Origin of the sequence: Dietzia sp. DQ11-44 (genome assembly GCF_014145205.1) — a bacterium.
In the GTDB taxonomy this organism is placed as follows: domain Bacteria; phylum Actinomycetota; class Actinomycetes; order Mycobacteriales; family Mycobacteriaceae; genus Dietzia; species Dietzia natronolimnaea.
The window spans coordinates 1-3,122 of the sequence record NZ_JAALEC010000390.1 but is presented as its reverse complement, the minus strand read 5'-3'; the positions used below and the strand labels follow the sequence as shown (position 1 = coordinate 3,122).

Genomic DNA, 3,122 nt, shown 5'->3' with positions numbered 1-3,122 from the left:
CGCGACCGCCACGACCGCCGCGACCGCCACGACCGCCGAGCCCGCGCCGGCGCCCGCGGACCAGATCGTCTCCAGCTCCGGCTCGGCCACCGACGACCTGGTGGTGGGCAAGGTCCTGCGCCCGTCGGTCTCGCACGACACCCGCTTCTTCTGGGACGGGGTCCGTGCCCACGAGCTGCGCATCCAGACGCGCGAGGACGGCTCGCTGCAGCACCCGCCCGTCCCGGCGCTCTGGAAGGACAGGTCCGAGCAGACCGACTACGTCGTGGCCTCCGGCCGCGGCACGGTGTACAGCTTCGTCACCCACCACGCCCCGCGCGTGCCGGGTCGCACGCGGTTCCCGTTCGTCATCGCACTGGTGGAGCTGGAGGAGGGTGTGCGGATGCTCGGCGAGCTGCGCGACGTCGACCCGGGCCAGGTGTCTATCGGCATGCCGGTGGAGGTCGAGTTCCTCGACATGCCCGGCGACCCGGCCGAGGACGCCGCGTTCGGCACCGAGCCGTGGACCCTGTACGCGTGGCGACCGGCCGGTGCACCGGCTGTCGACCGTCAACAATCCGCGGGGTCACCCGCGAGGACCGAAGGGGCCGTCACGTGAGCGAGAACCGTACCGTCTGCCCCGCCGAGCCGCCCGCCGTGGCGGTGGGGGACCGACTCCCCGAGCTGACCATCGAGGGGACCCCGACCTTCATCGTGGCCTCGGCGCTGGCGACCCGGGATTTCCAGGACGTCCACCACGACCGCGACCTCGCCCACGCCAAGGGCTCCAAGGACATCTTCGTCAACATCCTCACCGACACCGGCCTGGTGCAGCGGTTCGTCACCGACTGGGCGGGCCGGCGCGCCCGCATCACGTCCATCAGGCTCCGGCTCGGCGTGCCCTGGTACGCGTACGACTCCCTCACCCTGACCGGTGAGGTCACGGGGATCGACGACGACGGGCTGGTCACGCTGAAGATCGTCGGCACGGACTCGTTGGGCGCGCACGTCACCTCGACGGCGACCCTCTACCTGAACGGAGACCCGCAGTGAGCACCCTGGCAGACAAGGCTGCGATCGTCGGGATCGGCGCCACCGACTTCTCCAAGGACTCGGGCCGCTCCGAACTGCGCCTGGCCGCCGAGGCCGTGCGCACGGCGGTGGCCGACGCCGGTCTGCAGCCGTCGGACGTCGACGGCCTGGTGTCGTTCACCATGGACACCAACACCGAGATCGCGGTCGCCCGCGCCGCCGGCATCGGCTCGCTGAACTTCTTCTCCCGCATCCACTACGGCGGCGGCGCCGCGTGTGCGACCGTGCAGCAGGCCGCGATGGCCGTGGCGACGGGCGTGGCCGAGGTGGTGGTCTGTTATCGCGCGTTCAACGAGCGCTCCGGGATGCGGTTCGGCCAGGTCAACTCGGCGCTCGTGCAGCAGGTCAACTCCTCCGGCACGGACAACGCCTTCTCCTACCCGCACGGACTGTCGACGCCGGCGGGCTTCGTGGCGATGGTCGCGCAGCGCTACATGCACGAGTACGGCGCCACCAGCGAGGACTTCGGGCGGGTCGCGGTGGTGGACCGCAAGCACGCCGCCGTCAACCCGGCGGCCTTCTTCCACGGCACGCCCATCACGCTGGACGACCACCAGAACTCGCGCTACATCGCCGAGCCCCTGCACCTGCTCGACTGCTGCCAGGAGTCCGACGGCGGGCAGGCGATCGTCGTGACGACCCCCGAGCGGGCGCGGGATCTGCCGCACCGGCCAGTGTCGATCGCGGCGGCGGCCTCGGGTTCGGGTCCGGATCAGTACATCATGACCTCCTATTACCGCCCGGAGCTCGCGGGGTTGCCCGAGATGGGCATCGTCGGCGACCAGCTGTGGGCCCAGTCCGGCCTGCGTCCCCAGGACATGGACATGGCCGTGCTCTACGACCACTTCACGCCGTACGTCCTCATGCAGCTCGAGGAACTGGGCTTCTGTGGCCGAGGGGAGGCCAAGGACTTCGTCCGCGAGCCGGGCGCGCTCGAGGTGGGTGGCCGACTGCCGCTCAACACGCACGGTGGCCAGCTGGGTGAGGCCTACATCCACGGCATGAACGGCATCGCGGAGGGTGTGCGTCAGCTGCGGGGCGACTCGGTCAACCAGGTGCCGGGTGCGGAGAAGCTGGTCGTGACCGCGGGTACGGGCGTGCCGACCTCGGGCCTGGTGCTGACGGTCTGACCGGAGGGTTCAGCCGCGCAGGCACCCGCGGACGAACGAGCCGATGTCGCGCACCGCGACCTTGGCCTCGGGAACGAGCGGGTGGAACACCTGGAACACGTGGAACTGATGTGGCCACAGTTGGAACTCGTGCCGGACCCCGTGTTCGGCGAAACGCTCCGCGAGTTGCTCGATCCCCCCACAGAAGATCTCCTCGCCGCCGCACTGGACGAGGAACGGCGGCCAGTCGGGGGACGGGACGTGGTTGATCGGCGAGATGGCGGGGTCGTCCGGGTCCACTCCCGGCGCGTACTGGCGTCGGCAGAGCTCGGCCAGGCCGAGGGCGAGGAACGGGTCCTTACGGGCGCGGTCGCGGGCGGTCATGTCGGTGAAGTCCAGATCCACCCACGGTGAGAGCAGGACGACCCCCGCCGGCATCGCGGCCTGCTCCTTCTCGAGCTGCGCGACGAGCTGGAGGGCGAGGTTGCCGCCGGCGGAGTCGCCGGCCACCACGATGTCCTCCGCCCGGAAGCCCATGCTCAGCAGCCACTCCCAGCCGGCGAGGGTGTCCTCCGTGGCCGCAGGGTGCGGATGTTCCGGTGCGAGCCGGTAGTCGGGCAGGAAGACGGGCACGCCGGTCTCGCTGGCCATCCGTGACGCGAGTGCCTTGTGCGACCAGGGGGATCCGAAGGTGAAGCCGCCGCCGTGGATGTGGTAGATCACCTTGTCCGAGTGGAAGAACCGCTTGCGGCCCACCCAGAGTCCGGGCACGGGGCCGTCCGAGGACCAGTCGTTGGTGGTCTCGAGGGCGGCCGCCCGCCCGGCCCCCGAGGTCAGCGCGCGCAGCCGTCCGAGGGACGCGTCGGTCGCCGGCATCATGTCGAGGGCCGGTCGGACGAACATCCTCAGCCCGCCGGCCAGCCCGCGGGACCGCAGGGTCCC

4 protein-coding genes are annotated in these 3,122 nt (G+C 71.0%); 3 read left to right on the top strand and 1 reads right to left on the bottom strand.

Features of this window, described 5'->3' with window-relative positions:
* The 3 genes from G6018_RS10305 to G6018_RS10295 all read left to right on the top strand — a co-directional run.
* On the top strand, positions 1-598 hold a 598-nt coding region (locus tag G6018_RS10305; protein WP_241732045.1), incomplete at its 5' end, for a Zn-ribbon domain-containing OB-fold protein.
* Positions 595-1,032, top strand: a complete 438-nt coding sequence (locus G6018_RS10300; RefSeq protein WP_346034664.1) for a MaoC family dehydratase — start codon at positions 595-597, stop codon at positions 1,030-1,032. The genes G6018_RS10305 and G6018_RS10300, both read left to right, overlap by 4 nt.
* Positions 1,029-2,201, top strand: a complete 1,173-nt coding sequence (locus G6018_RS10295; RefSeq protein WP_182639544.1) for a lipid-transfer protein — start codon at positions 1,029-1,031, stop codon at positions 2,199-2,201. Before G6018_RS10300 ends, G6018_RS10295 begins: the two co-directional genes overlap by 4 nt.
* 9 nt (positions 2,202-2,210) lie before the next feature.
* Here G6018_RS10295 and G6018_RS10290 read toward each other — a convergent pair.
* Positions 2,211-3,122 (bottom strand): alpha/beta hydrolase (locus tag G6018_RS10290; protein ID WP_182639543.1); only part of this gene is annotated, 912 nt, incomplete at its 5' end.